Raw genomic sequence first — 26,739 nt, 5'->3', positions numbered from 1 at the left:
TCCTTAGATAAAACCAGAAATAATGTTAATTAATAAGGAAAGCACGGTTACGTTGAAAATAAAGGCGACAATGCTGTGAATTCCGCCCAAAATTCGTCCCGCTCTGGAAGAAAACATCACATCGGCCGTTTGTGCTGAGGTACCGATAATCAAGGCGGTGTAGATAAAATCATAGTAATTTGGCTCGGTTTGATAGCCATTTTGCCCGTTGCTCTGCGGAATTTGCAGTGGCATTGGTTCGCCGCTGACTTTCGCGTGATAGAACAAATGGGCATAGCGAATAGCAAACAGAATATGGATCACCAGCCAAGAAAGGAAAATGGAAATAATCGCTAAAGTGATATGCCACGCTTTTTCCATTGGTGGAAGATTTTGCGCAATGCTCACTAAGCGAACTAATGCCACAATACAAGCACCGATAATCACACTTACGATCACGAATATTGTCTTCGTACCCGCTTGACGTTCTTGCAGAACAGCGGTCATCTGTTCACGATGACGATGTTGCTGACGAATTGCCCAAAATGTCCAAAACAGATACAAGCTCATTCCTATATCCCAAGAATAAATCAGATCAATGCTAATATTCCGTTGGGAAAGTAGGCGAAAGCCCCAAAAAGCCAACACAACCAGAACTAGACTGGTGAAAAACTTAGCGTGTTGCCTTAACATTTTTAGCATTTTTACTTCCCTTGTTTGCCTAAATTGAGGCAAAAATTATAAAAATTCGTGAAAAAATGACCGCACTTTATTAGTGCAGTTATTTTTATCAATCAGCTAATTTGGAACGATCTCGCACCGCACCTTTATCTGCGGAAGTGGCGAAATAGCCGTACATTTTGAGTGCGAAAGACACTTCACGCTGACGATTTGCTGGCTTCCAGCCTTTCGCGTCTTGTTTTGCGCGGCGTGCGCTCAATTCTTGTTCCGATACCATTAATTGGATTGAGCGATTTGGAATATCGATCTCAATGGTATCGCCGTCTTTCACCAAGCCGATTGTCCCGCCCGCTGCGGCTTCTGGCGAGCAGTGTCCGATAGATAAGCCTGATGTACCGCCAGAAAAACGACCGTCAGTTAATAATGCACAGGCTTTGCCTAAGCCCATTGATTTTAAATAGCTAGTTGGATAAAGCATTTCTTGCATACCCGGCCCACCTTTTGGCCCTTCGTAGCGGATAACCACCACGTGTCCCGCTTGCACTTTGCCGCCTAAAATGCCGTTTACCGCATCTTCTTGGCTTTCAAAGACAATGGCTTTGCCAGTGAATTTCAAAATAGATTCGTCCACCCCTGCGGTTTTAACGATACAGCCGTCTAAGGCGATATTGCCCGATAACATCGCTAAGCCACCATCTTGGCTATAAGCAAAGGCTTTACTGCGGATACAGCCGTTCTCGCGATCGTCATCAAGGCTGTCCCAGCGACAATCTTGTGAGAAGGCTTGTGTGGTGCGAATGCCCGCAGGCCCTGCACGATAGAATTCACGAATGGCTTCATCTTGAGTGAGCATAATGTCGTATTTGGCAATTTGCTCAGCTAGGCTTAAACCTAATACGGTGCGAGTTTGGTTATCAAGCAATCCTGCACGATCTAACTCGCCTAAAATTGCCATAATTCCACCCGCTCTATGCACATCTTCCATATGATATTTGGCAGTGTTCGGCGCCACTTTACTTAAACAAGGCACGCGGCGAGAAAGTCTGTCAATGTCTGCCATAGTGAAATCCACTTCCGCTTCTTGCGCCGCTGCCAATAAATGCAATACGGTATTGGTTGAGCCGCCCATTGCAATATCTAAGCTCATTGCATTTTCAAACGCTGGCTTAGTGGCTATCGAACGTGGCAATACGGATTCATCATCTTGCTGATAATATTTTTGGCAAAGTTCAACAATTTGTTTGCCTGCATCTAAGAATAATTGTTTACGATCTTTATGGGTTGCCAAGCAAGAACCGTTACCCGGCAGGCTTAAGCCTAAGGCTTCGGTTAAACAGTTCATTGAGTTTGCGGTGAACATTCCTGAACAAGAACCACAAGTTGGGCAGGCTGAACGCTCAATGGCTTCTACATCAGAATCTGACACATTTTTATCCGCACTTTGCACCATAGCGTCCACCAAATCTAACTTGATGATTTGATCAGAAAGTTTGGTTTTTCCCGCTTCCATCGGGCCGCCAGAAACGAAAATTGTTGGAATGTTCAGGCGCAGCGCAGCCATCAACATTCCTGGGGTAATTTTATCGCAGTTAGAAATACATACCATGGCGTCTGCACAATGAGCATTCACCATATATTCCACACTGTCGGCGATTAAATCACGAGAAGGCAAGGAATACAGCATTCCGCCGTGCCCCATTGCGATGCCATCATCAACGGCAATGGTGTTAAATTCTTTCGCTACACCGCCTGCTTGCTCAATTTGCTGTGCCACTAATTGTCCAATATCTTTTAAGTGAACGTGGCCCGGTACAAATTGGGTGAAAGAATTGACTACGGCGATAATCGGCTTACCAAAATCATTTTCTTTCATTCCTGTGGCGCGCCATAACGCACGCGCCCCTGCCATATTGCGACCTTGTGTGCTGGTCGCGGAACGTAATTTAGGCATAATCTCTCCAACTTTTATTCATTTAAACTTCTCATTCGCAGCGAATGTTTACTTTAATTCCAACACGTCTGGCAATTTAACTAATTGATTTACCAATAATTCCACCGCTCTTTCGCTTTGCACTACAACGTGCAAGGTGATTTCTTGTTGTTGGCTTTCGGTTTGTAATTTAATCACTTCAAAACCGCGATGACGCATTACGCGTAATAAACGCTCTAAGGTTTCTGGGCGTCTGTTGGCGCGGATTGATAATTCATACTGTTGCATAATGTTCCCCACAATTCCTTTTCTATTATTCTTCAAGCATATCCACGTTACAGGCATTTGGTGGCACAAGTGGCCACACGTTTTCTTCTGCTGGAATACAAATATGTAATAAATAAGCGCCTTCCGCTTGGAATAAGCGATCTAATGCCGCTTGCACTTCTTCGCCAGATTCAATGCGCTCGCCTTTAATATCAAAGGCAGAAGCAAGGGTCACGAAATCAGGGTTATCATCTAAAATCGTATTACTATGGCGCGCTTGGAAGAATAGGGTTTGCCATTGACGCACCATTCCTAAGCGTTGGTTGTCTAATAAAATGATTTTTACCGGCGTTTTGCCACGTTTAATTGTGCCAAGCTCCTGCACGTTCATCATTAATGAACCATCACCGGTGATTAAAATCACATCATCATTTGGTCGTGCTTTCTGCGCGCCAATCGCAGCTGGTAAGCCAAAGCCCATTGAACCAAATCCAGCTGAAGTGATGAAATTTTCAGGTGCATAATGTTTCATATGCTGTGCTGACCACATTTGATGTTGCCCCACATCGGTAACCACAATGGCGTTTTTCGCTTTTTGATTAGAAACGGTGTTAAGCAACCACCAAGGGTTAATGGGTTGTTTGCCTTGATTTTCAGCATAACGGAAATCAAAATCTTGTTTTAACTTATTGATTTCTTTATGCCAATCTGCCAAATCTAATTTCATTGTTAAGGCACGGAAAACTTCGCTTAAATCACCACGCAACGCCACATCTGGACGGCGTAATTTGCCTAATTCTGCCACATCAATATCACAATGAATCACTTTAGCGTGCGGTGCAAAGGTGTCTAATTTGCCCGTTACACGATCGTCAAAACGCGCGCCAAACACTAGCAATAAATCCGATTCTTGCGTGGCTAAATTGGCGGCTTTGGTGCCGTGCATACCAATCATTCCCATATAATAAGGAGTTTCAGGTAAAATTGCGCCCAAGCCTTTTAAGGTGGAAATACTTGGAATTTCTGTGGTGGCTAAAAACTCGCGCAAGGCTGGCACGGCGTTCGCCATTCCCACGCCACCGCCAACATACACCACAGGGCGTTTGGCATTTTTCAATAATTCTACCGCTTTTTCCAATTCTGCAGGATCAAGTGCGGTCGGTTTTTCCACAGGAAGTGTGAAAGGTTGCAAATCGGTTTCGGCAAATTGCACATCTTTTGGAATATCAATAAGTACAGGGCCAGGGCGACCACTTTGTGCGATTTGGAATGCTTTGGCGATAATTTCTGGCAATTCATTAATACTTTGCACAATAAAGCTATGCTTCGTACAAGCAAGGGATAAGCCCAGAACATCGGCCTCTTGGAAAGCATCTGTACCAATCAATGGCGAAGCAACTTGGCCCGTGATAGCCACCACTGGAATGGAATCCATTAAGGCATCGCCTAATCCTGTGATTAAATTGGTTGCCCCAGGGCCTGATGTGGCGATACACACCCCGGTTTTCCCGCTGGCTCTGGCATAGCCAATAGCCGCCATTGCTGCGCCTTGCTCATTGCGACAGAGCAAATGCTCCAAACCCGAATCATAAATGGCATCATAAACTGGCATTATCGCCCCACCTGGATAGCCAAATACAATATCCACATTGTGTGCTTTCAAGCACTCCGTTACTAATCTTGCACCGTTCATATTCCACCTTTCTGGTTATTAATCGCTATAAAAAAAGCCTCTCGAAGATCTCTGCGAGGGGCTTTCTATATACAAATTGAGTTATAAATTTATTCTATTTGTTAGCAAGCCAAAACCCCGCAGTGTTCACCACCACGAGGTTAATAATAATGCCAATAAGAGAATAAAATTTTGTCATTGCCTGAATCCGATTTAAGCATTCCGCTTTTAATGCTGTTATTGATACCACATTCAAAATAGAAATCAAGGAATTTTTTACATTTCGCAATCGTTTTCCTGAGAAAATAAAAAGTGCGGTCATTTTTTCGCATAATTTGCTATCATACTCCCGTTTTGTTGAAGGAGTTTGACTATGCAAAATCGACCATTTCGTGCTGTGGTTTCAGATTTAGACGGCACATTGCTCAATGGGGATCACGTTATCGGTGATTTTACTATTGAAACCCTTGAAAAATTAGCGCAAGAAAAGATTGATATTATTCTCGCCACGGGGCGAAAGTATGAAGATGTGGCGCATATTGTCGGCAAGGTAAAGCTAGATAATGCGGTACTTATCACGTCAAATGGTGCAAGGGCGCATAATCTTCAAGGCAAGTTGCTGCTTAGCAACAGTTTGCCTGATGAAATGGCAATGGAAATAATGCAAACCCCTTATGATGAAAAAAATGTGTTCGCCAATAGTTATCAAGATGATGGCTGGTTTATCAGCATTGATATGCCAGAATTAGCCAAATATCATCAAGATTCAGGCTTTATGTATCAAGTGGTGGATTTCAAACATCACCACGGACGTGGCACGGAAAAAGTGTTTTTTATTGGCCGTACGCCCGCTGATCTCGCCCCGATTGAAGCGCATTTGAAAGCGCGTTTTGGCGATGCGATTTATATCACCTATTCCACGCCGCAGTGTTTAGAGATTATGAATAAAAATGTGTCAAAAGCCACCGCACTTGCCCAAGTGGTACAAGGGCGTGAATATGGTTTGAGTGCATGCATTGCCTTTGGTGATGGTATGAATGATATAGAAATGCTCAGCGAAGTGGACAAAGGTTGCATTATGGGCAATGCCGATCCACGCTTGGTGCAGGCTTGTCCGCAGTTAGAGCAAATTGGCTTGAACCGCCACGAAGCAGTAGCGAGCTATTTGCGTGCTACCTTTGGTGTGTATTAAATCAGAAAGCAGGTAAAAATGGCGATTTGGCAATCTTTACTGATCATAAGCAGCGGTGCTGCAATCGGCGCTTGCACTCGTTGGGGCTTGAGCGAATTGCTAAATCCTCTGTTTTCTTTTCTTGCCTTTGGCACGCTAATCGCCAATTATCTCGGCTGTTTTTTAATCGGCATTTTGATCGCCTTACTTTGGCAATATCCGCAAGTTTCTAGCGAGTGGCGATTATTTTTGATTACTGGATTTTTAGGCAGCCTCACTACTTTTTCTTCCTTTTCTGCTGAGGTGGTGAATGATTTTTTAACGGAAAAATGGCTATCTGCGCTGGCAGTTATTACTTTGCATCTTGGCGGCAGTCTGCTGTTTACGCTGTTTGGCGTGCTGTTGTACCGTTATTGGAAATAAAGGCTTGCACCGCGCTTAAGGCTTCGGCGCGAATTTTATCCCGTTCAAACAAAATCTCGTGTTTGGCATTTTCCACCGTGATGAGTTGCCCCTTTGGCAAGCAGGCAACCAATTTTTCCAACTGTGCATTTTCTACGATCTTTTCTTTGCCAGCTTGCAAAACCAAAACAGGAATTTCAATGCGCGACAAAATTTTTTCTAGCCCTTTAATTGCAGTTAAACACAAATGCACCCAGCGGAACGTTGGCCCACCAAGGCTTAATTCAGGAAAATAACGATTAATACGGTTCATCCATTTCATTCTGGTTTTGCAAAAACTGAGTTCATTTTGATCGAGATTGGCGGGTTTATAGGCACTCTTGCCAAACACATAGCGCTGCCCTTGCCCGAATAATATCATCAAATTAATAATCAGCTCATCGCGCAATAAATGCTTGGTTGGCAAGCCAAAAAATGGTGAAGAAAGCACCGCACTTTGAATATGATGATCATAGTTCGCTAAATAATAAGCCGAGATCAGCGAGCCTAAAGAATGAGCAAGCAGATATTGTTGCGAATAATCAGAATGCTGAGTGATTTGCTTGATGACCGCGTCCATATCCTCGCAGTAAAAGCGAAATTCATCAATATAGCCTTTGTCTTTATCCGCTAATAAACGCTGCGAATAGCCCTGCCCACGGTGATCGAAAAGCAGCACATCATAACCCCATTGATAAAAATCATAAGCTAACTCCGACCATTTCAGCATATTCTCCGCTCGTCCATTGACTAAAATCATCAATTTTCGCGCCGCACTTGGCGAGGTTTCCGCGTGCAAAAAATGGCGATAGGCAATTTGGCAACCCTGTTTACCCGTTAAATATTGGATAGGAAATTGATCCACAAAGGGCATTAATTGCTGCAATGCAAAGCGGCAAAAATGGGGTTCTCGGTGTAGGCAATTTGACATCAGCTTACCATCAATAAAACAAAGATGTCCTGATCATAAAGGAAAGCGTGCAAGAAAGATAGCACATTAATGCCACATCAGACTTCCTTGCTTGTTGATAAAATCTCACATTTTTAAAGTGCGGTGGTTTTTTCGTTATTTTTATCCAGCCACCAGATCAACATTCAAAAGGAAATAAAACAGGTTACCCATTCAATCCTCCTTAAAAAATTCACAAAAAAAGCACCGCACTTTATTTTCAGCCGTGCGGTACTTCTCTATTGGTTTTGTTACTTAAAAATTAAGCCACTAACTGTTTTAAAATACGGCGAACAGGTTCTGCTGCGCCCCATAATAATTGGTCACCAACAGTGAAAGCAGCAAGATATTCAGGCCCCATTGCCAATTTGCGTAAACGTCCCACTGGTACGCTTAATGTGCCGGTTACTTTAGCAGGCGTTAATTCACGCAAGGTGGTTTCTTTGTCATTTGGAATCACTTTCACCCATTCGTTGTGAGAAGCCAAAATTTGCTCGATTTCGTCTAATGGTAAATCTTTTTTCAACTTAATAGTGAATGCTTGGCTGTGGCAGCGTAATGCGCCGATACGCACGCATAAACCGTCCACTGGAATTGGATTGTCGCTTAAACCTAAAATTTTGTTGGTTTCTGCGTAGCCTTTCCATTCTTCTTTAGTTTGCCCTGTTTCTGGCAATAATTTGTCGATCCAAGGAATTAAGCTGCCAGCAAGCGGTGCGCCGAAGTTATCAATCGGGAATGAAGCATCACGCATTTTTGCGGTTACTTTGCGTTCAATGTCTAAAATTGATGAAGCGGGATCGGCTAATTCTGCTTTAACAGAATCTTCTAACTCACCCATTTGCACCAATAATTCACGCATATTTTTCGCACCTGCACCAGATGCGGCTTGGTAAGTGGCAACGGATACCCATTCCACTAAATCACGTTCAAATAAACCGCCTAGCGCCATTAACATTAAACTTACTGTACAGTTTCCGCCAACAAAGGTTTTCACGCCATTTTTTAGCCCTTCGCTGATTACGTTTTGGTTTACTGGATCAAGCACGATGATTGCATCTTTGTCCATACGCAATGCAGAAGCGGCGTCAATCCAATAGCCGTTCCAGCCGGTTGCTTTTAATTTTGGATACACTTCGTTGGTGTAATCGCCACCTTGACAGGTAACGATAATATCTAATTTTTGTAATTCAGCGATGTCAAAGGCATCTTTTAACACGCCTGCATCTTTACCTGCAAATACAGGCGCTTTTTGACCTGCTTGTGAAGTGGTGAAAAAGATAGGATTGATGTTCGCGAAATCATTTTCTTGTTGCATACGATCCATTAGTACCGAGCCAACCATTCCACGCCAACCGATAAAACCAACGTTTTGCATAAAATTTTCCTTATAAGTAATGTTGTGTTGAAAATAAAATCTGAGTGAATTATGCACAGAAAAAGGGTTAAAAGAAATAACCATTCAGCTTTAATTCACAGGAAATTAATTACGTTAAACCGTGCAAAAAAACGTACAAGATAGCGTAAACAAAAGCAAGCGTTTTTCTAAAAAAAGTTGCGAATAATTGATCTTTCAACAAAGAATTTTTAATTTCACTGACCGCTCATTGAAAAAATCGGAAAGAAACTAGAAAGGAAAAGAAAAATCCCCTTTGTCATAGAGCAAAGGGGATTAAAAGAAAGCGTAAAGAAAAGGTAAAGATTAGCTGTATTTTTTCGCCGATAGCCAAGCTGCGGTGTAGCCCACTAGCGCGCACATTGCGAGCAGAAAGAGCAACTCACCGATCATTATGCCGTGTAGTTCAAAGTTTACGGCGAAAATTTCCGTTACATATTTCACCGCACTGGTGAAATAACCAATCACAATGGCACTGAAAATACAGGCAAATAATCCGCCCAGCACGGCATAAATGATTCCTGTATAAAGGAAAGGGCGTAGGATAAATTGATCCGTTGCACCAAGCAATTTCATTACTTCAATATTGGCTTTATTGCTGTACACATCAGAACGAATACTGTTGCCAATCACAAGGAAAACAGAAATGGTCATCAAAATGGTGCAAACCACTGCGATATGAGCAATCAGCCACGAAAGTGCGGTGAGTTTTTCCATTAAATTATTGTCTAAACGCACTTCTTGCACGCCTTTAATTTTGGCGAGATTTTCCCGCAGTTCATTGCGTTTTTGACTTTCGTTGTAGTCTTTGGCGGGTTTAATAATCACCACGGCAGGCAGTGGATTATCATCTAAAACATCCAAGCCCTCAGTGAAGCCAGACCAATTTTTGAATTCATTAAGGCTCTCTTGGCGAGAAACATAATTCAGGCTTTCCACCCCAGCTTGTTGGCGAATTTTTTCCACCACTAAATTGGCATCGGCTTCCGTAAGATTTTTATGCAAATAAACCGTTAGTTCACTTTCAGGATAAAACTGCGTGGTGGCCTGATGAATATTTTTCCACAATAAATAGCTCACCGTTGGCACAGTCAGCGAAACGGCAATAACAAGAATGGTTAATAAGGTCGCATATTTTTTCTTAATTAGATCTGCCAGCACGGCTCTTAGCACATAATGGGTTTGTACCCACCAAGAAGCATTGATTGGACGAGAACTCATTGGGCTTTCCTTGGGGTTCGTTAATAATTCATTGTACATTTGAGCTGATGGCTATTTTTTGTGAGAACAAGGCGAACGCACGGACGTTTAGTTAGGCTAAACGAACCACATTCAACATTGCTATCACGAAAAATAGCCTCAGCCCTTCGGGTTAGGTTTAAAATTAGCGCACTCTTTGTTACCGTTCTCACTAAGAGAACCATTCTTAGTTTTGAACGGCGCCGCGATTGCGCTAATTTTAAACGATAACTCAAATGCACAATAAATTATCAACAAGCCCTAACGTAAATGGCCTTGTTCTAAAATTAAACAAGGTTTTGGTTTTTGCTGAACAATATTAATATCGTGCGTGGCAATTAACACGGTCATTCCAAGACGATTAAACTCTTCAAATAAATTAAAAATATCCAGCGAAAGGGCGTTATCTAAATTGCCTGTTGGCTCATCAGCGAGCAATAATTGTGGTTTATGCACAATGGCGCGGGCAATATCTACACGTTGTTGTTCACCGCCAGATAAATGGATTGGCAAGTGATTAGCACGATCACGCAAGCCAACGCGATCTAACGCTGCTAAGGCACGGCTTTGTGCTTCTTTTGGGTGAATCCCCGCGATGATAAGCGGCAACGCCACATTATCCACAATACAACGATCGGCAAGCAGGCGATAATCTTGATGCACCATACCAATTTGGCGGCGTAAGAAGGGCAATTCGTGTTTAGACAGGCGTGTAATATCGTGCCCGTTAAACCAAATTTGCCCGCCATTGGCACGTTCCATACCCATAATAAGTTTCAATAGGGTACTTTTCCCCGCGCCAGAATGCCCGAGAACATAGCTCATACTCCCAACTGGAAGATGAAAGTTTAATCCCTGCAAGGCTGGCTTGCCACCTAAATAAGCCTTGCTGACGTTTTCAAAGCGTATCATCGTTGTTATCTCTTTTCTTTTTACGTTAAGCGAATGATTATAACGGATATTCTTATTTTTTGAGCAGAAATTTATCGGTTAAATGTAAGGAATTGTCAATCCAGAAGAAAAATGATGAGCATAACCACACAACTCATCATTTTTGCCGATTAATCCAAAGCTTTGCCTTTCAATTCAGGAATTAAGAAAATGGTGGCGATCATATCGATCACATAAATCAGCGCAAGAAACGCAATCGCGGTGGAAAACGAATAACTTGCCACCACGGCACCGACGACCACAGGGCCGAAACCACCAACCGCGCGCCCGATATTAAATAATACATTTTGTGCCGTTGCACGGGCTTGAGTTGGGTAGGCTTCCGCCATTAATGCACCGTAGCCGCCCATCATTCCATTTACGAACATTCCGAGAAAGGCTCCTGCAATCAGCATTGCATTTGGATCAGTCAGTTGTGAGTAGGTAACCACACTGATTACGGCGCCAAGTTGGAAAAGCAGAAAACTTGGTTTGCGCCCGATTTTGTCCGCAAGGCGCCCAAAAATCCAGATACCGCTCATCATTCCGCATACGGTTACCGCCGTCCAAACGCCAGATTTGGTTAAGCTAAAGCCAAGCTGTTTAGATAGGAAATTAGGTAACCAGATCATTATGCCGTAATAACCAAAATTCTGTACGGAGGTCAGAACCACTACTCCTAGGCTGACTTTAGCGGTTTGTTTATCTTTTACTAATAATTGGAAAGATTGACGGAATGCCTGCCATTTCGATTGTGCCGTAGCGGAAAGTGCTGTCTGTTTTTCGGTAAAAACGTCAGGTTCGTGTAATTTCGCTCGTAAATACCACGCCACGAAAGCAGGGAAAATACCCACAATAAACATTCCGCGCCAGCCGATGATTGGCAATAATAATGGTGTAAGTAACACTGCAGCTAGCACGCCCACTTGCCAGCCTAATGCCACATAAGAAGCCGCTTTTGCACGATGGCGAGCAGGCCAAGCCTCCGCTGCTAATGCCATTCCAATACCAAACTCACCGCCTAAACCAATGCCTGCAATGGTGCGGTAAATTAATAAATCCCAATAACCTTGTGCGAGCGCACATAAGCCAGTAAACACGGCAAATAGCACGATTGTCCAAGTTAATACTCGCACGCGGCCATAACGATCGCTTAATGCGCCGAAAATAATACCACCCGCCACTGCGCCGATTAATGTCCAAGTAACCAAAGAGCCAGCTTGGGCGCTTGAGAGTGCTAAATCCGCAGAAATTGCGCTGAGCATAAAGCCGAGAATGAGTAAGTCGAAGCCGTCCATTGCATAGCCCACGGCAGAGCCGATCAAGGCTTTCCAGCCATAATCATTTACTTTGTTGTTCATAGATGTCCTTTTGCTACTCACGGGTAGCCTTTAAAGTGTTAAGAAAGGAAGTTTGCTAAAAGCGTGCCTTACAAAAGCACGCCTTAAAAAGCGCACATAGTGTAGTTAATTTGGCAGTCGTAAGCAAATAAAAAACAGCCTTGCAAATCATTACAAGGCTGTTTGAAAAATTATTCCACCGTTACCGCTTTCGCAAGGTTACGCGGTTGATCCACGTCTGTTCCTTTGATTAAGGCGATATGGTAAGAAAGCAGTTGTAACGGCACAGTGTAGAAAATTGGTGCGGTTACTTCGTCCACTTTCGGTAGCACGATGGTTTTAAAGCCTTCACCATCACTAAAACCTGCATCGTGATCAGCAAAGATATAAAGCTGACCGCCACGGGCGCGCACTTCTTCAATATTTGATTTCACTTTTTCAAGTAAATCATTTTCTGGTGCAACCACAATCACCGGCATATCGCTATCAATTAAAGCCAGTGGGCCGTGTTTTAATTCCCCAGCTGCATAGGCTTCTGCGTGAATGTAGGAAATTTCTTTCAATTTCAATGCAGATTCCATTGCGATTGGGTAAAACTCGCCACGTCCTAAGAATAAAGTGTGGTGTTTATCAGCAAAATCTTCAGATAATTTTTCAATTTGTTTATCGTAAACTAATGCACTTTCAATTTGCGCAGGCAAACGTTGTAAAGCCTGTACAATGTGATGTTCTTGTTCTTCGCTCAGCGTGCCTTTTAGGCGTCCGATTGCCGCATTTAATAACAATAAACAGGTTAATTGGGTGGTGAAGGCTTTGGTTGATGCCACACCAATTTCCACGCCCGCACGGGTCATAAAGGCGAAATCTGACTCACGCACTAAAGAAGAACTTGCTACGTTACAGATTGTCATCGCCGTCATATAACCTGATTCTTTAGCTAAGCGTAATGCCGCCAAGGTATCTGCGGTTTCGCCCGATTGAGAAAGGGTGATAAGCAGGCTATTTGGGCGAGTAACAAATTTGCGATAGCGGAATTCTGACGCAATTTCCACATCACAGCTTACGCCAGCAATGGATTCAAACCAATAGCGCGCCACCATTCCCGCGTTGTATGACGTTCCGCACGCCACAATTTGAACGTGTTCCACTTTTTTCAAGATTTCTGCTGCATTAGGGCCAATGGCATCAATGTTTACCTTACCATTAACAATACGGCCATCTAAGGTGTTCATAATCGCAACAGGCTGTTCAAAAATTTCTTTTTGCATATAGTGGCGATATTGCCCTTTGTCTGCCGCATCGGCTTCAAAATGCCCTTCGTGCATTTCACGCTCAACAGCATTACCTTGCGCATCAAAAATTTGTACATCACGGCGAGAAATTTCCGCCACATCGCCTTCTTCTAAATAAATGAAACGGCGTGTTACGCTTAATAACGCTAAAGGATCGGAAGCAAGGAAGTTTTCCCCCACGCCTAAACCGATAACCAATGGGCTGCCAGAACGCGCAACCACTAAATGTTCAGGTTCGTCTTGGTGCATTACCACCGTACCGTAAGCGCCACGCAATTGTGCCACGGTTTTTTGCACCGCTTCTAATAATGAGCTAGCACTGCGGTATTCCCATTCCACTAAATGGGCGATCACTTCGGTGTCGGTTTGCGAAAGGAATTCATAACCACGTTTTTGTAATTCTTCACGCAATTCTTCATAGTTTTCGATAATTCCATTGTGTACCACCGCAATTTTGCCAGAACGATGTGGGTGAGCGTTGGCTTCTGAAGGTTCACCGTGCGTTGCCCAACGAGTGTGTGCAATCCCTGTGCCACCTAAAATTGGGTGTGCTTCAAGGGCTTCATCTAAGGCTTTTACTTTGCCTACACGGCGTACGATTTGCATATTATGATTTGCATCTAGCACCGCAATACCCGCTGAATCATAACCACGGTATTCCAAACGATGTAAGCCATCGACTAAAATTTCTGCTACATCACGTTGTGCTACTGCACCCACAATTCCACACATAAAATGTCCTCTCTGGTTAGAAAATAAAAAAGTTGAAAAATTTACACCGCACTTGCGCAGATGACTTCCACGCCTTGCGCTTCAATTTGTTGTTTAATTTCAGCGGCGAGCAAATCGTCCGTGACTAACACATCAATTTGCTGCCAAGTTAATTCGATATTTGGCATTTTTCTGCCGATTTTTTGTGATTCCACCATCACAATAACTTCACGGGAAACTTCCGCCATCACACGGCTTAAATCCACTAATTCATTAAAGGTGGTCGTGCCACGCTCTAAATCAATACCGTCCGCGCCAATAAAGAGCTGATCAAAATTGTATGAACGCAACACTTGCGCTGCTACTTGCCCTTGAAAAGATTCAGAACGGGTGTCCCAAGTCCCCCCTGTCATCAACAGCGTTGGCTCATTTTCTAAAGCGCGCAATTGGGTGGCAACGGAAAGGGAGTTCGTCATCACCACCAAGCCTTGCTTTTTATTGAGCTGATTGATCAGCGCCGCAGTGGTGCTACCGCTATCAATAATAATGCGATTATGATCGGCAATGCGTTCCGCCGCTTTTTTCGCAATAGCTAACTTTCGTTTTGAAAGATGTTCATCTTGACTTTCATCAAGCAACTCTTGCGGCATTAAAATCGCCCCACCATAGCGGCGTACCAACACACCATTTGCTTCAAGTGCGGTCAAATCTTTGCGGATTGTTACCTCTGAAGTTTCAAATAACTGTACAAGCTGTTCCACACTCACTTCGCCTTGGCTTTGTAATAATTGCACAATGCGATGACGGCGTTGTTGCGTATTTCTGGGCTGGATATTTCGTTTCATAATCTTAAATCAGATCTAAATTTCGGTTCGGAATATTATAGAAATAAATCAGGAATGTAAAGGCAATAAAAACAAGAAGCAAAAATTTTCTTTTGTACTTTTCACATTGGAGCGGTGATTTTACTGTTCTAGCAAATATAGTGATTCAGCTATGCTGCGATTTTTTACTAACTTAGAATGCTTAATTGCTCATTTAGCGTACATTGAATGCTTATCAAGTAAATTTGTGTCGATTTACATACAAAGAAAATAGGTTATTTCCGCAGATAAAAACTACACTTGATGTTATTGTGCTAAGCTAATCTTGTTTTTTCTGTTATTACAAGCTTTTTGCAACTATTTACTTTTTATTTAAAAATGTGAACTGTATCACAGGTCATTAATGATCGTTATCATAAAAGCTCAAGATACATAGTGCTAAATTTAAACAAAATCCTATCAATATTTATTGGAGGCGGTATGTTCGCATTAATCACGTGTTTAGCATTTATGTTTTTTGTGGCTTGGTTTTCGTGGCAAAAAACAAAAGGGACAGTATCTACATCAAGCGGGTACTTTCTGGCTGGCAATAAATTAGGTGCTTTATTTATTGCAGGTTCATTACTATTAACCAATATCTCCACAGAACAACTGGTGGGGCAAAGTGGAGTCGCTTATGCGGGAAATATGACCGCTCTGGCGTGGGAAATTTGGGCAATTCGAGGCATTATTTTACTTGCTATTCTTTTCTTGCCAATGTATCTCGGCGGGGCATTTTCCACAATGCCTGAGTTTTTAAGCTCACATTACGGCGAAGGAACGCGTAAGCTAATCGTCTATTTATTTATGTTTGGCTATATTTTTGTATGGTCTCCGACCGTGTTATATGGTGGCGCACTCGCCTTAATGAAAATACTTGGCATAGAGAGCTGGCTCGGTCTGTCTAAAATGGAAGCATTATGGCTTTGTACCATTATCATTGGCATTATTGGTGCAATTTATGCCATTGCAGGTGGTTTAAAAGCGGTGGCAGTTTCCGACACCTTAAATGGCATTGGGCTGCTGCTCATCGGCTGCTTGATCCCAATTTTTGGTTTAATGGCATTAGGTGAGAAAATTCAAGGCAATTTACTTGAGACCTTGCATTATCTGGCAACCACCAATACAGAAAAATTAAATGCTATTGGTACAGGATCTCAATTAGATGCCATTCCTATTGCTGCGGTATTCACGGGGCTAATGGTAACGGCAACTTTTTATTGGGGAACCAATCAATTTATTATTCAACGTGCATTAGGTGCCGAAAGCCTAAAATCAGGGCAAAAAGGCTTATTATTGGCAGGTTTCTTTAAAATGATCGTGCCATTTATTGCCTTATTCCCCGGTTTGCTTGCTTTCCATTTATATGGGGCAGACTTTGAGAGCAAAGATTTAGCCTATCCTCATTTAGTCGCTAATGTCTTACCTGCTCCATTACTCGGTTTATTTGTTGCTGTGCTGTTAGGAGCGGTGTTCTCAACCTATAACTCTTTAATTAATTCGGCATCAACCCTCTTTGCCGTGGATATTTATAAACCTTTAATTAATCAAAATGCCGATGATCAAAAGGTCATTAAGGTTTCCCAGCAATTCGGTATTCTATGCTCTATCATCACCATCGTTATTGCACCAAACTTGTTTTATGCACCGCAGGGGCTATTTATTTTCTTACAACAATTCACCGGGTTCATTGCTATCCCTATTGTTAGCTTAGTCTTAATTGGCTTATTTGGCAAAAAACTACGAGTAGCAGAAAACGCAGCAAAACTAATGATTATTTTGCATATTGTCGTGTATTACCTGCTTGTTTTCGGTTTAAAAAAATACATCACCATACACTGGATGCACGTTTACGGCTTACTCTTTATCCTTGAAATCTGTTTACTAATTGCTTGGGCAATGTATAAACCCGCGTCAACTAAGCGAACCCTCGCCGTACGGAACGCTAAAATTCCAATGACAGTATGGCGATATTCATTACTCACAAGTGGAGCATTACTGTCTTGTGCCAGTTTAATTTATGTCATCTTTTCTGATGTCGGATTAGCCTATCCTAATGGCGTGGTTTCCCCTAATTTTGGGGCTTATTTCCTAACAACGTTGCTCATCTGCGTTGTATTTTGTTTATGGTTACATCTGAAAATCCAACCACTTTATGCGAATTACATTCAAAAACGCTACGAAAATACGGTGAAAAAATAAACATTTTTAAGGAGAAATTATGAAGACGCAAAAACCCAATATTCTATTCATTTTATTAGATGATTATGGCTGGAGTGATACAGGTTGTTATGGCAGTACATTTTATGAAACCCCTCGCCTTGATCAATTTGCTCAAGAGAGTGCAAGATTTACCGATGCTTACGCAGCCTGTCCTGTATGTTCCCCAACTCGGGCCAGTATCTTAACAGGCAAATATCCTGCAAGATTAGGAATGACCCAATGGCTCGGCGGACATTCTGAAGGTAAATTAGCTGATGTACCCTATATCGATCATCTAACAACGGATGAATTTTCTCTCGCCAAAGCCCTCAAACAAGGTGGGTATAAGACTTGGCATATCGGTAAATGGCATTTAAGCAAGCACAATGAAAAACGCGTTGAAACTTATCCGGATAAACACGGTTTTGATGTTAATATTGGTGGCTGCGACTGGGGACACCCTTTTAATGGGTATTTTTCCCCTTATGGCATTGAAACACTGCCAGACGGACCAGAAGGAGAATACTTAACCGATCGCCTAACCGATGAGGCGATTAAGCTTATCAATGAACATCAATCAAGCGACCAGCCTTGGTTTATGCATTTATCCCATTATGCAGTTCATACCCCAATAGAATGCCATTCTCACCTCGTAGAAAAATATCGACAAAAAGCACGAATGCTCGGTTTAGATCAAATAGACCCTTTTGAACGAGGTGAACATTTCCCTTGTGAACATAAAAAAGAAGACTATATCATCCGCCGAAAAATCCAAAGCGACCCCGTTTATGCCGCAATGGTCGAGAACCTTGATTGGAATATTGGTCGCGTACTTGATTGCTTAAAAGAAAACAATCTGGAAGAAAACACGATCGTGATTTTTTATAGTGATAATGGCGGCTTAGCCACTGCCGAAGGGTCTCCTACTACCAACGCCCCACTATGTGAAGGCAAAGGCTGGATGTATGAAGGTGGAACACGCGAACCTTTAATTATCCGCTGGAAAGGCAAAATTGCCCCAAATCTCTTACTAGAAACCCCTGTTACCTCAACAGATTTTTATCCAACCCTACTGCAAGCCGCAGAATTGCCCCTCATTCCTCAACAACATTGTGATGGCGTCAGTATCCTGCCGATTTTATTGCAAAAACAGACCGCACTTGACCGAGAACTTTACTGGCATTACCCTCACTATAGCAATCAAGGCTGTACCCCCGGTTGTGCAATCCGTGATGGTGAATGGAAATTGCTAGAGTTTTTTGAAGATGGAAAACTTGAACTTTATAATGTATATCGTGATGTCGGAGAAAAGCACGATCTGAGTAAACAATATCCCGATATTGTGAAAGCATTAAAACAAAAACTTGACAAGTGGAAAATAGACGTAAACGCAAAAATCCCTCAACCTAACCCCAATTATCCATCATAATAAATTATGACTGTGGCGTGGTTTGTCACGCCACAGTAGTACATTGGTTTTACGTAGAATAAAGCCCTATTCATCACCTAGAGAATTTTACGGTTCGCCTTTCTCCTCCCCAAAAACGCTAAAACATATCATCAAATAAAGCAAACTGTTCACGCCTTCTTTAAAAAATAGGAACGTTGGATTAACCGCAGTTGACAAAATGATCCAATAACAATCCGCACGTAAAACGTGCGGTTTTTAGGCTACCCTATAAGGGCCTAGGACTTCACATGCCCCTCAAAGGGCATGTGAAAAACTGACAACCGCACAATAACTCTATGGATTACCCCTTAAAGGGGTCTACATATTCTTTCTTCGATAAACTATCTGAAATCATATCTTCCTTCTCTTGATTCCTGATATATTCTTCTACTACCTTCGTATTTAGACCCACTGTACTTACATAATACCCTTTCGCCCAAAAATTCCGACTTCCATACTTATATTTTAAATTCGCATGTCTTTCGAATATCATTAGCGATGACTTCCCTTTCAGATAACCCATAAAACTCGATACTGCCAATTTCGGGGGGATCTTGACTAACATATGAATATGATCTTTCATCGCATGTGCTTCTAGGATTTCTACATTTTTGTAAGTACATAACTGCCTTAAAATACCGCCTATATCTACTCGTAATTTTCCATAAATTGCCTTTCTTCTATACTTCGGAATAAAGACAATATGATACTTACAGTTCCATCTTGTATGTGATAGACTTGAATCGTCATTGGATTTACTTGCCATGACTTATCCTCCTATATTCTGAATTTTGGTTGTCAGCCTTATTCATTATAGGAGGACTTTTTTATTCTGTTCACCGCTTAAGCTCTTTGATTCCATACGCATAGCGTATGGTTTTTATAGCTAGACTTTGTCTAGCTATAATAAAAAACCCTGCATTAGGCAGGGTTAGAAAAATAAGGGCAATTAATTATTTGATCGCGTCTTTTAATGCTTTACCAGCAACGAATGCAGGCACTTTAGACGCTGCAATTTGGATTTCTGCACCAGTTTGTGGATTACGACCTGTGCGCGCTTTACGCTCGTTCACTTTGAATGTACCAAAGCCGATTAATTGAACTGGCTGACCTGCTTTTAAGCTACCTGCGATAGCATCTAAAGTTGCTTCTAATGCAGCTTTAGCTTGTTTTTTGTTTAACTCTGCTGCACTTGCAATTGCATCAATTAAATCCGTTTTGTTCATAAATTGTACCTTCTCTATTTTTTGATTAAATTAACAGTGTTAGGATACGCCTAACGCCTAACTCAATAATAAATACTGTATGCACAGTGTGGTAAAGAATAAATCAACTTCTATATAAAGCAAAGCAATAAATAGCAAAAATGTAATCTAAATCACATTATTGACTAATTTCTATACCAATATTTGAGATTCCTTCTGCGCGAATTTCATTTTTAAGGGCTAAAATCAAGGAAACATCGCGTTCTTCGCACTCTCGCAGCGCACGGTAGATCTGCCATTGCACATCTAATTCTTGTTCAATTTCTTCACTTGCTTTGAGTTCTTGCTCGGATAATTCGCGGTCTAAATTGGTTTCCAATAATCCGATAACAGTTTGTAAAGAAATCAAACTCACTTGTACGGCGTGTTCTAAGGTTTCACCTGCAATTAGGCTATGCAATAATTCAGAAAGTGCTTCGCACGCTTCAATCGCAGGTACAACGCCGTAAAAATCATAATTATTCACATCAGGGATAATCGCCTCAAATTTTTCGAGTTGATTATCAAAATTGATGTGGGCATCTTTCACGGTTAAATATTCCCAGGTTAAATTTAGAATATTTTGATAAATTCGGCTTTGCGCGGGCTGTTCCGTAACTTGGCAAAAAAGCTGAAAATTCGGCAACATTCGCTCACACAGGCACGCCATAAAAGTGAGATGTTGCCAGCTGGCTAAATTTTCTAAACGTTTATGAATAGGATTTCGCATTGTTTATCCTTATTTGTGGTAAGGCTGAGAATATTGATGGATTGCGTCCACAAAAATTTTCGGGCTGATTTCTGGCACATCTTGATGAATACCGTGTCCGAGATTGAAAACGTGGCCGCTGCCTTCGCCAAAATCCGCTAAAATCGACCGCACTTCTTGTTCAATGCGCTCTGGTGAAGCATAAAGCACGGAAGGATCCATATTGCCTTGTAGCGCCACTTTATGCCCGATACGTTTTTTGGCGTCTGCAAGATCCACAGTCCAATCCAAGCCCACTGCATCACAACCAGTATTGGCGATATGTTCTAACCATAAGCCGCCACCTTTGGTAAAGAGGGTAACTGGCACTTTGCGTCCTTCATTATGACGAATAAGATTTTCCACAATTTTCTGCATATATTGCAGCGAAAACTCAAGGTATTCACGATGAGCTAGCACGCCGCCCCAAGTATCAAAAATCATCACCGATTGCGCACCCGCTTTGATTTGTGCATTGAGATAAAGGGCAACGGAATCTGCTAATTTGTCGAGTAACAAATGCAAGGTTTGTGGTTCGGTATAAAGCATTTTTTTGATTTTTGTGAAAGCCTTGCTACTGCCCCCTTCCACCATATAGGTGGCAAGCGTCCAAGGGCTGCCAGAAAAACCAATCAACGGCACTTCACCTTTGAGTTCACGGCGAATGGTGCGCACCGCATTCATCACATATTGCAATTCTTGTTCCGGATCAGGAATTGGCAAATTTTCCACCGCACTTTTATTTTCGATAGGACGCGCAAATTTAGGCCCCTCGCCTGCGCCAAAGCTCAAGCCTAGCCCCATTGCATCAGGAATGGTGAGAATATCAGAAAACAAAATGGCAGCATCTAAATCGTAACGGCGTAAAGGTTGTAGCGTCACTTCGCAAGCCAATTCTGCATTGCGACAAAGGGACATAAAATCCCCTGCTTGCGCACGCGTGGCTTTGTATTCTGGCAAATAACGCCCAGCTTGACGCATCATCCAAACGGGGGTCATATCCACAGGTTCGCGCAAAAGCGCACGCAAATAACGATCATTTTTTAATTCAAACATCTTAAATTCCTTTATTTTTCTACCGCACTTTTATCATCATCGGCACAAAGTGCCAGTGTGGCATTAATTAATTTCAACGCAATAGTGCCTTGTGGCGGCAAATTTGGCAAGGGTTTATCATAATCAAACCATTGGGCATCTTGCAGTTCTGCTTCTTGTAAGCGAATTTCCCCCGCAGCATAATCGGCTAAAAATCCCACCATTTGAGAATTGGGGAACGCCCAAGGCTGGCTGCCAAAATAGCGAATATTTTTCACCTGAATCCCTGTTTCTTCAAACACTTCCCGTTGCACGGTTTGCTCAAAACTTTCTCCCACTTCTACAAAACCCGCCAACGTGGTGTACATTTTTTCCTGTTGATGACGCTGATGATTGGCGAGCAAAATCTGCTTACCACGGCGAACCGCCACAATAATCGAAGGACAAATCACGGGATAAGTGCGGTATCCGCAGGCGGAATTTTCACATTGCACGGCCAATTCTTCTTTTGTCATTGCCATTTTTGAACCGCACTTCCCACAAAAGCGATGGGTTTTCAGAAAATGATTAATCTCCACGCCACGATTGAGCAAATTAAATTGCACTTCTGGCAAATGAAGTTGGCTACGCAATGAAGTATATTCTCGACCATCTTCCTGCTCGGCAACAAGCCAAAGCGGCGCGCCATTCCAACACCCGATTTCCATCACCAAACGCCCCGTTAATTGGAAATCTTCCGCCTTTCCTTCGGGCAATTTTCCCTCGATAAGAAAAATATTCGATCCTTGGGTTAAAAGCCAAGCACCTTGTCTTGCTGACTCAACAGGTCTCATTGAAAAACTCATAAAAATTTCACCGCACTTTGGTTTTGGTTGTTTAAGATTTGGGGCTATTTTACAGGGTTACGCTCATTTTGCTATGAAAAATACATTTGCTTACGCTGTTAATAAGCACCTGTTTTTTCAAATACAACTCTTGCTGTTTTAAATAAAATTGTTATGTCATTCCAAATTGACCAATTTCTTACATACCAAGCATCGTAATAAACCCTTGTGGAATAATCGATATTATTTCTTCCACTAATTTGCCATAGTCCCGTCATTCCAGGACGAGTCATCAAATAATAATCTAATTCATCTCTATATCTTATTAATTCTTGGCGAACAATTGGACGAGGGCCAACTAAACTCATATCACCTTTAAGCACATTAAATAACTGTGGCAGCTCATCTAAACTTGTCTTACGCAGGAAATGGCCTATTTTGGTGATCCTAGGATCATTTTTTAATTTAAAATCTTTTTCCCACTCAGCCCGTGCTTCAGGATTGTTTTTTAATAAATTACGCAAGACTTCATCAGAATTAAGCACCATTGTTCTAAATTTTAAACAACCAAAAACTTTTTTATTCATTCCAACACGCTTATGCGCATAGATTGCTTTTCCACCATCTTTTGCCACAAGATAATATAACCATAATAAAAAAGGTGAAAGTACAATAATTAAAGATAAGGAAATAAAAATATCCACTGCTCTTTTTAAGATTCTAGAGCTACGTTTAGCTAACCTGTTCTGTACACGCAATAACATAACTTCGTGACTAAAAATAAAGGAAATATCCGTGTTACACAACGGCAATCCCTTTAAACTCGGCACAATGGAAATGGCTCGGCAATGATGCTTTGCTAGCAGCCGAACCCAATAATCCAGTTCATTAGCTTGATTTTCTTCCAATGCCAAAATAAATTGGGTAGTATTCTTATCTACCAAAGAAAATAAATTATGTGTATCAGGATATAAAATAGGAATATTTAAATGCTTTAAATACTTATTAAAACAAGGGGCTGTAGTAGATTAGCCCTAAATTTCACACCATTTTCGCAATATTTTTAACTGCTCTTTTGGTGTCCCAAAGTTAAACCGAAATTCACATTCCTTCAAGAATAAAGGAAAGTTTTTTCGGCTAATTCCATTATATTTTCGCAGTATCCGCTTCGCCTGATTCCAAAAATTTTCAATGCCATTAATATGATTTTGTTTCACCGCAAATAGCTCGGAATGATTGATTCGTTCGTGGTGAAATTCACTCACATCAAGAGCATCATAACTGCGATAAGTGTCCGTATAAACCCAGCTATCAGGCTTTATTTTTCTTTTAATAACAGGGAGTAATGTTTCACTCTTGGTGTTTTCAACCACAACAGTAAATACCTTTCCTTGTCGTTTTAGTAACCCAAAAACAGCAACTTTTCCAGCCGCTCCTCGTCCTCGTTTTCCCTTTCGATGACCACCAAAATAGCTTTCGTCTAGTTCAATTTCCCCCTCAAAAATCTCGTTAACTTCAAGGGATAAATGATAGCCAATCACAAGCCTGATTTTATGGTAGAACAAAGCGGCTGTATTCGGTTGAATATCTAGCAAATTTGCTGCCGTTCTTGCAGTAACTTCTGCGACAAAAAACTCAAGCAGTTTTTTCTGTATAGATTTCTTTAATTTACAATATGTTATCTTCATTTTTGTAGTATAGCATTGTTGCTAATCTACTACAGCCCCTAAAACAATCTTCAGAGGAAGTATTCACATCAACAAAATACTTCACATCAAACCCTAAGAAAAACTCACTCTTAATAGCTTGATAAGCCTCCATCGCATTTTCTTGCGTACCAATAATAACTGTTTCTTTTCTATACCTCCCATTTTTTATTAAAATATATTTTACTATAAAACGAACTAGGGGAAATAATAAAAATATACTCCCCCACATTAGCATAAAGAAAGTACGAGAAAAGGTAAGTTTTAAGAATGCAATCAAAGATAATTCAATAATACAAAACAAAAATAATGTATATATTACTTCTCTTAACTCAACCCAGAACGTTTTTCTATAAGTATAATGTCTTAACCTTAGCCAAAACCATAAAATACAGAAAAAAGTAATAAAAAAATGTAAAAATGATTGCTTATAAATAGAATAATCTGGAATTAATGAAGTTACATTAGGATAAAAAATGTTTACCAAACATAATACGAGAAAAAAAGGAACAAAAACCGAACAAAAATCAAGCAGCATAAAGGTTGCTTTATAGTAAAAATCTTTTTTTTGCATAATTGTCTCCTGCCTGAATAGGATTATAACTCTCTAAATATGCTAAAACAAAATCTTTTTATGTAGTTTTGTTGCTATAGCCAATGAATGTAGATAAAATAGCTAACTAAATTCAATATTTGTCATTCTCTCAATAGGTTTATATGAAAATTTTGATTACTGGAGGCGCTGGTTTTATCGGCTCAGCACTCGTTCGTCATGTCATAAAAAACACTTCACATAGCGTTATTAATGTGGATAAACTCACTTATGCTGGGAACCTTGAGTCACTTGATGAGATTTCAGATAATGCTCGCTATGCTTTTGAACAAGTAGATATCTGTGATCTTATCTCATTACAAAAGGTTTTACAAAAGCACCAACCTGATGCAGTAATGCATTTAGCAGCAGAAAGCCATGTTGATCGTTCTATTGACGGTCCAGCCGCCTTTATTGAGACAAATATTGTTGGCACTTACACGCTGTTGGAGGCAGTAAGGCAATACTGGTCAGCAATGCCCGAAAACCAAAAGCAAGATTTTCGTTTTCATCACATTTCTACAGATGAAGTCTATGGAGATTTGCATAATACAGATGAATTATTCACAGAAGCTACACCTTATGCACCAAGTAGCCCATATTCAGCATCAAAAGCATCAAGTGATCATTTAGTGCGAGCTTGGCATCGCACATTTGGATTGCCTACAATTATAACCAATTGTTCAAATAATTATGGTCCCTACCATTTCCCAGAAAAACTGATTCCTTTGATGATTCTGAATGCCCTAGATGGCAAACCATTACCGGTTTATGGTGATGGTCAGCAAATCCGGGATTGGCTGTTTGTTGAAGATCACGCTCGTGCACTCTACAAAGTAGTGACAGAAGGCCAAATTGGAGAAACTTATAATATTGGTGGACATAATGAAAAAACCAATTTAGAGGTTGTTAAAACTATCTGCGAATTATTAGAGGAGCTTGCACCGAATAAACCTGAAGGTGTAACTCATTATTCTGATTTAATTACCTTTGTGACAGATCGACCAGGACATGACTTACGTTATGCTATTGATGCTAGCAAAATAGGAAAAGAACTAGGTTGGTATCCTGAAGAAACTTTCGATACGGGCTTGCGTAAAACTGTAGAATGGTATCTCAATAATTCTAAATGGTGGAAAAGAGTCTTAGATGGTTCCTATAATTTAGAACGTTTAGGTTCCAAAAGTTTATAAGGGTAAAAAATAGATGAAAGGAATTATTTTAGCTGGGGGCTCAGGTACGCGTCTTTACCCTATCACTCGTGGTGTATCAAAGCAGTTATTACCTGTTTATGATAAACCAATGATTTATTATCCTCTTTCTGTACTAATGCTAGCAGGAATTAGAGATATTCTAATCATCACTACACCTGAAGATAACGAAAGCTTTAAACGACTTTTAGGTGACGGGAGTGATTTTGGGATAAAACTTAAATATGCAGTACAACCTAGCCCAGATGGATTGGCACAAGCCTTTCTCATTGGAGAAGAATTTATAGGTAATGATCGCTGTTGCTTAGTTTTGGGTGATAATATCTTCTATGGTCAACATTTCAGTCAACTCCTTTCTCAGGCAAGAGAACAGCAATCTGGGGCAACGGTATTCGGCTATCAAGTCAAGGACCCCGAGCGTTTTGGGGTTGTGGAATTTGATGAAAATTTCAAAGCCTTATCAATAGAAGAAAAACCAGAACATCCAAAATCCAATTGGGCCGTGACTGGACTTTATTTTTATGATAATCGTGTTGTGGATTTTGCAAAACAAATTAAGCCTTCTGCGAGAGGGGAATTAGAAATTACTACCTTAAATCAAATGTACTTGGAAGATGGTTCATTAACAGTGCAACTATTAGGTCGTGGATTCGCTTGGCTAGATACGGGTACATATGAGAGCCTACATGAGGCGTCCTCCTTCGTCCGTACAATTGAGAATATTCAAGCTCTACAAGTTGCTTGCTTAGAAGAAATCGCTTGGCGCAATGGTTGGCTGACAACAGAGCAATTAATTCAACTTGCCACTCCGATGAAAAAGAATCGTTATGGTCAATATTTGTTACATTTAGTTGGAGAGCAATAAT

The 26,739-nt window shown here is 41.2% G+C and carries 25 protein-coding genes and 1 pseudogene; 6 read left to right on the top strand and 20 right to left on the bottom strand.

Annotated elements, in window-relative coordinates; all coding sequences use genetic code 11:
• Positions 1-3 precede the first annotated feature (3 nt).
• From ELZ61_RS02405 to ELZ61_RS10655, 5 genes are all read right to left on the bottom strand, one after another.
• Positions 4-681, bottom strand: a complete 678-nt coding sequence (locus tag ELZ61_RS02405) for a DUF1345 domain-containing protein (RefSeq protein ID WP_126371178.1) — start codon at positions 679-681, stop codon at positions 4-6.
• Positions 682-769: 88 nt separating this feature from the next.
• Positions 770-2,611, bottom strand: coding sequence for a dihydroxy-acid dehydratase (ilvD, locus tag ELZ61_RS02400; RefSeq protein ID WP_126371176.1), 1,842 nt, complete (start codon positions 2,609-2,611; stop codon positions 770-772).
• 48 nt (positions 2,612-2,659) lie between these two features.
• A complete protein-coding gene (ilvM, locus tag ELZ61_RS02395) occupies positions 2,660-2,878 on the bottom strand; it encodes an acetolactate synthase 2 small subunit (protein WP_126371174.1) in 219 nt (72 codons plus the stop codon).
• A gap of 25 nt (positions 2,879-2,903) precedes the next feature.
• Positions 2,904-4,550, bottom strand: a complete 1,647-nt coding sequence (ilvG, locus tag ELZ61_RS02390) for an acetolactate synthase 2 catalytic subunit (RefSeq protein ID WP_126371172.1) — start codon at positions 4,548-4,550, stop codon at positions 2,904-2,906.
• Positions 4,551-4,644: 94 nt separating this feature from the next.
• Positions 4,645-4,818, bottom strand: a complete 174-nt coding sequence (locus tag ELZ61_RS10655; RefSeq protein ID WP_164550711.1) for a hypothetical protein — start codon at positions 4,816-4,818, stop codon at positions 4,645-4,647.
• Positions 4,819-4,902: 84 nt separating this feature from the next.
• On the opposite strand from ELZ61_RS10655, the gene ELZ61_RS02385 reads away from it, so the two are divergent.
• Together ELZ61_RS02385 and crcB are read left to right on the top strand one after the other, a co-directional pair.
• Positions 4,903-5,721 carry a Cof-type HAD-IIB family hydrolase gene (locus ELZ61_RS02385; RefSeq protein ID WP_126371170.1) on the top strand — a complete coding sequence of 273 codons (819 nt, stop codon included), beginning with the start codon at positions 4,903-4,905 and terminating at the stop codon, positions 5,719-5,721.
• 18 nt (positions 5,722-5,739) lie between these two features.
• Complete coding sequence (crcB, locus tag ELZ61_RS02380; RefSeq protein WP_126371168.1) at positions 5,740-6,123, top strand: fluoride efflux transporter CrcB; 384 nt, start codon at positions 5,740-5,742, stop codon at positions 6,121-6,123.
• Here crcB and ELZ61_RS02375 read toward each other — a convergent pair.
• From ELZ61_RS02375 to ELZ61_RS02345, 7 genes are all read right to left on the bottom strand, one after another.
• A complete protein-coding gene (locus tag ELZ61_RS02375; protein WP_126371166.1) occupies positions 6,083-7,072 on the bottom strand; it encodes an alpha/beta fold hydrolase in 990 nt (329 codons plus the stop codon). The two genes, crcB and ELZ61_RS02375, sit on opposite strands and share 41 nt — an antisense overlap.
• A gap of 280 nt (positions 7,073-7,352) precedes the next feature.
• Positions 7,353-8,468 (bottom strand): aspartate-semialdehyde dehydrogenase, encoded by a 1,116-nt coding sequence (gene asd / locus ELZ61_RS02370; RefSeq protein WP_103854427.1) that lies wholly within the window; start codon positions 8,466-8,468, stop codon positions 7,353-7,355.
• A gap of 324 nt (positions 8,469-8,792) precedes the next feature.
• Entirely contained in the window at positions 8,793-9,707 is a 915-nt protein-coding gene (ftsX, locus tag ELZ61_RS02365; RefSeq protein WP_126371164.1) for a permease-like cell division protein FtsX, read from the bottom strand.
• Between the two features lie 279 nt (positions 9,708-9,986).
• Positions 9,987-10,637 (bottom strand): cell division ATP-binding protein FtsE, encoded by a 651-nt coding sequence (ftsE, locus tag ELZ61_RS02360; protein ID WP_126371162.1) that lies wholly within the window; start codon positions 10,635-10,637, stop codon positions 9,987-9,989.
• Between the two features lie 149 nt (positions 10,638-10,786).
• Positions 10,787-12,016 carry an MFS transporter gene (locus ELZ61_RS02355; RefSeq protein WP_126371160.1) on the bottom strand — a complete coding sequence of 410 codons (1,230 nt, stop codon included), beginning with the start codon at positions 12,014-12,016 and terminating at the stop codon, positions 10,787-10,789.
• A 170-nt stretch (positions 12,017-12,186) separates the two neighbouring features.
• Positions 12,187-14,019 (bottom strand): glutamine--fructose-6-phosphate transaminase (isomerizing), encoded by a 1,833-nt coding sequence (glmS, locus tag ELZ61_RS02350; protein WP_126371158.1) that lies wholly within the window; start codon positions 14,017-14,019, stop codon positions 12,187-12,189.
• A 41-nt stretch (positions 14,020-14,060) separates the two neighbouring features.
• A complete protein-coding gene (locus tag ELZ61_RS02345) occupies positions 14,061-14,843 on the bottom strand; it encodes a DeoR/GlpR family DNA-binding transcription regulator (RefSeq protein ID WP_103855029.1) in 783 nt (260 codons plus the stop codon).
• Between the two features lie 459 nt (positions 14,844-15,302).
• Between ELZ61_RS02345 and ELZ61_RS02340 the strand changes: the two genes are divergently transcribed.
• Entirely contained in the window at positions 15,303-17,063 is a 1,761-nt protein-coding gene (locus tag ELZ61_RS02340; protein ID WP_126371156.1) for a solute:sodium symporter family transporter, read from the top strand.
• A gap of 19 nt (positions 17,064-17,082) precedes the next feature.
• Complete coding sequence (locus ELZ61_RS02335) at positions 17,083-18,492, top strand: sulfatase (RefSeq protein ID WP_126371155.1); 1,410 nt, start codon at positions 17,083-17,085, stop codon at positions 18,490-18,492.
• 322 nt (positions 18,493-18,814) lie between these two features.
• Here ELZ61_RS02335 and tnpA read toward each other — a convergent pair whose 3' ends face one another.
• The 8 genes and pseudogenes from tnpA to ELZ61_RS02295 all read right to left on the bottom strand — a co-directional run bounded on the left by tnpA (position 18,815) and on the right by ELZ61_RS02295 (position 24,644).
• Positions 18,815-19,279, bottom strand: coding sequence for an IS200/IS605 family transposase (gene tnpA, locus ELZ61_RS02330; RefSeq protein WP_126371153.1), 465 nt, complete (start codon positions 19,277-19,279; stop codon positions 18,815-18,817).
• 187 nt (positions 19,280-19,466) lie between these two features.
• Entirely contained in the window at positions 19,467-19,739 is a 273-nt protein-coding gene (locus ELZ61_RS02325; protein ID WP_017805492.1) for an HU family DNA-binding protein, read from the bottom strand.
• 157 nt (positions 19,740-19,896) lie between these two features.
• The gene (locus tag ELZ61_RS02320; RefSeq protein ID WP_115248625.1) at positions 19,897-20,487 is read right to left on the bottom strand and encodes a YjaG family protein; all 591 of its coding nucleotides are present in this window, start codon (positions 20,485-20,487) and stop codon (positions 19,897-19,899) included.
• 9 nt (positions 20,488-20,496) lie between these two features.
• Positions 20,497-21,561, bottom strand: coding sequence for a uroporphyrinogen decarboxylase (gene hemE, locus ELZ61_RS02315; RefSeq protein WP_126371151.1), 1,065 nt, complete (start codon positions 21,559-21,561; stop codon positions 20,497-20,499).
• An 11-nt stretch (positions 21,562-21,572) separates the two neighbouring features.
• Complete coding sequence (gene nudC / locus ELZ61_RS02310; protein WP_126373553.1) at positions 21,573-22,373, bottom strand: NAD(+) diphosphatase; 801 nt, start codon at positions 22,371-22,373, stop codon at positions 21,573-21,575.
• A gap of 110 nt (positions 22,374-22,483) precedes the next feature.
• Positions 22,484-23,362, bottom strand: a pseudogene (wbaP, locus tag ELZ61_RS02305) (undecaprenyl-phosphate galactose phosphotransferase WbaP); the annotation flags it as partial.
• 36 nt (positions 23,363-23,398) lie between these two features.
• Positions 23,399-24,052 (bottom strand): IS1595 family transposase, encoded by a 654-nt coding sequence (locus ELZ61_RS02300; RefSeq protein WP_126371148.1) that lies wholly within the window; start codon positions 24,050-24,052, stop codon positions 23,399-23,401.
• A complete protein-coding gene (locus tag ELZ61_RS02295) occupies positions 24,033-24,644 on the bottom strand; it encodes a hypothetical protein (protein WP_126371147.1) in 612 nt (203 codons plus the stop codon). The genes ELZ61_RS02300 and ELZ61_RS02295 overlap by 20 nt, the downstream gene beginning before the upstream one ends.
• A 143-nt stretch (positions 24,645-24,787) precedes the next feature.
• Between ELZ61_RS02295 and rfbB the strand changes: the two genes are divergently transcribed.
• Together rfbB and rfbA are read left to right on the top strand one after the other, a co-directional pair.
• Entirely contained in the window at positions 24,788-25,855 is a 1,068-nt protein-coding gene (rfbB, locus tag ELZ61_RS02290) for a dTDP-glucose 4,6-dehydratase (protein WP_126371145.1), read from the top strand.
• Between the two features lie 13 nt (positions 25,856-25,868).
• Positions 25,869-26,738 (top strand): glucose-1-phosphate thymidylyltransferase RfbA, encoded by an 870-nt coding sequence (gene rfbA, locus ELZ61_RS02285; RefSeq protein ID WP_126371144.1) that lies wholly within the window; start codon positions 25,869-25,871, stop codon positions 26,736-26,738.
• Position 26,739: the final 1 nt, after the last annotated feature.

Origin of the sequence: Avibacterium volantium (genome assembly GCF_900635775.1) — a bacterium.
Taxonomy (GTDB): Bacteria; Pseudomonadota; Gammaproteobacteria; order Enterobacterales; family Pasteurellaceae; genus Avibacterium; species Avibacterium volantium.
The sequence above is the reverse complement of the archived record's forward strand: the minus strand, read 5'-3'. Positions and strand labels throughout refer to the sequence as shown.

What these genes read in the sequence shown, in the direction of transcription:
- ELZ61_RS02340 (WP_126371156.1), top strand. Translation starts at nt 15,303, where the DNA reads ATGTTCGCATTAATCACGTGTTTAGCATTTATGTTTTTTGTGGCTTGG.
- crcB (WP_126371168.1), top strand. Translation starts at nt 5,740, where the DNA reads ATGGCGATTTGGCAATCTTTACTGATCATAAGCAGCGGTGCTGCAATC.
- ELZ61_RS02375 (WP_126371166.1), bottom strand. Translation starts at nt 7,072, where the DNA reads ATGTCAAATTGCCTACACCGAGAACCCCATTTTTGCCGCTTTGCATTG.
- glmS (WP_126371158.1), bottom strand. Translation starts at nt 14,019, where the DNA reads ATGTGTGGAATTGTGGGTGCAGTAGCACAACGTGATGTAGCAGAAATT.
- ELZ61_RS02300 (WP_126371148.1), bottom strand. Translation starts at nt 24,052, where the DNA reads ATGAAGATAACATATTGTAAATTAAAGAAATCTATACAGAAAAAACTG.
- ELZ61_RS02385 (WP_126371170.1), top strand. Translation starts at nt 4,903, where the DNA reads ATGCAAAATCGACCATTTCGTGCTGTGGTTTCAGATTTAGACGGCACA.
- ilvM (WP_126371174.1), bottom strand. Translation starts at nt 2,878, where the DNA reads ATGCAACAGTATGAATTATCAATCCGCGCCAACAGACGCCCAGAAACC.
- ilvD (WP_126371176.1), bottom strand. Translation starts at nt 2,611, where the DNA reads ATGCCTAAATTACGTTCCGCGACCAGCACACAAGGTCGCAATATGGCA.
- ELZ61_RS02320 (WP_115248625.1), bottom strand. Translation starts at nt 20,487, where the DNA reads ATGCGAAATCCTATTCATAAACGTTTAGAAAATTTAGCCAGCTGGCAA.
- ELZ61_RS02325 (WP_017805492.1), bottom strand. Translation starts at nt 19,739, where the DNA reads ATGAACAAAACGGATTTAATTGATGCAATTGCAAGTGCAGCAGAGTTA.
- asd (WP_103854427.1), bottom strand. Translation starts at nt 8,468, where the DNA reads ATGCAAAACGTTGGTTTTATCGGTTGGCGTGGAATGGTTGGCTCGGTA.
- ftsE (WP_126371162.1), bottom strand. Translation starts at nt 10,637, where the DNA reads ATGATACGCTTTGAAAACGTCAGCAAGGCTTATTTAGGTGGCAAGCCA.
- ELZ61_RS02335 (WP_126371155.1), top strand. Translation starts at nt 17,083, where the DNA reads ATGAAGACGCAAAAACCCAATATTCTATTCATTTTATTAGATGATTAT.
- ELZ61_RS02405 (WP_126371178.1), bottom strand. Translation starts at nt 681, where the DNA reads ATGCTAAAAATGTTAAGGCAACACGCTAAGTTTTTCACCAGTCTAGTT.
- rfbB (WP_126371145.1), top strand. Translation starts at nt 24,788, where the DNA reads ATGAAAATTTTGATTACTGGAGGCGCTGGTTTTATCGGCTCAGCACTC.
- ELZ61_RS02345 (WP_103855029.1), bottom strand. Translation starts at nt 14,843, where the DNA reads ATGAAACGAAATATCCAGCCCAGAAATACGCAACAACGCCGTCATCGC.
- ELZ61_RS02295 (WP_126371147.1), bottom strand. Translation starts at nt 24,644, where the DNA reads ATGCAAAAAAAAGATTTTTACTATAAAGCAACCTTTATGCTGCTTGAT.
- ftsX (WP_126371164.1), bottom strand. Translation starts at nt 9,707, where the DNA reads ATGAGTTCTCGTCCAATCAATGCTTCTTGGTGGGTACAAACCCATTAT.
- hemE (WP_126371151.1), bottom strand. Translation starts at nt 21,561, where the DNA reads ATGTTTGAATTAAAAAATGATCGTTATTTGCGTGCGCTTTTGCGCGAA.
- ilvG (WP_126371172.1), bottom strand. Translation starts at nt 4,550, where the DNA reads ATGAACGGTGCAAGATTAGTAACGGAGTGCTTGAAAGCACACAATGTG.
- tnpA (WP_126371153.1), bottom strand. Translation starts at nt 19,279, where the DNA reads ATGGCAAGTAAATCCAATGACGATTCAAGTCTATCACATACAAGATGG.
- nudC (WP_126373553.1), bottom strand. Translation starts at nt 22,373, where the DNA reads ATGAGACCTGTTGAGTCAGCAAGACAAGGTGCTTGGCTTTTAACCCAA.
- rfbA (WP_126371144.1), top strand. Translation starts at nt 25,869, where the DNA reads ATGAAAGGAATTATTTTAGCTGGGGGCTCAGGTACGCGTCTTTACCCT.
- ELZ61_RS02355 (WP_126371160.1), bottom strand. Translation starts at nt 12,016, where the DNA reads ATGAACAACAAAGTAAATGATTATGGCTGGAAAGCCTTGATCGGCTCT.